The 311-nt window shown below is 71.1% G+C and carries 1 protein-coding gene; it reads right to left on the bottom strand.

All coding sequences use genetic code 11. The features are described 5' to 3' along the window. The coding region (locus JT719_RS24500) for a thioredoxin domain-containing protein (RefSeq protein WP_479725269.1) at positions 1-311 on the bottom strand (311 nt) is incomplete at both ends.

Here is a 311-nt window from a genome sequence, read left to right as displayed (position 1 = left end):
GCCGCCGCGCCCGCGCAGGCCCGATTCCAGAACTTCCGCGACAATCTCCGCCGGCGTCAAGGACAGCGCGCGCTCCAGCCCGCGGAAGCCGCTGTGCGACCGGTAGTCGGCGACGGACAGCGGGTCGATCACGCCGCAGCGGGCGAAGGTCAGCCGCTCCTGGTTCCTGAGGTAGGGGATCTCCTCGGTGGGACCGAGGCAGAGCGGGTGATCGCAACTCGTCGGGAAGCCGGTCTCGAACAGGGTGGACACGTCCTCCGGAGCCACGGGGCCATAGGCGATGCGGCCCGACGCGGTCGCGACCTCCACCA

Source organism: Sabulibacter ruber, assembly GCF_017355955.1.
In the GTDB taxonomy this organism is placed as follows: domain Bacteria; phylum Bacteroidota; class Bacteroidia; order Cytophagales; family Hymenobacteraceae; genus Nibribacter; species Nibribacter ruber_A.
The sequence above is the reverse complement of the archived record's forward strand: the minus strand, read 5'-3'. Positions and strand labels throughout refer to the sequence as shown.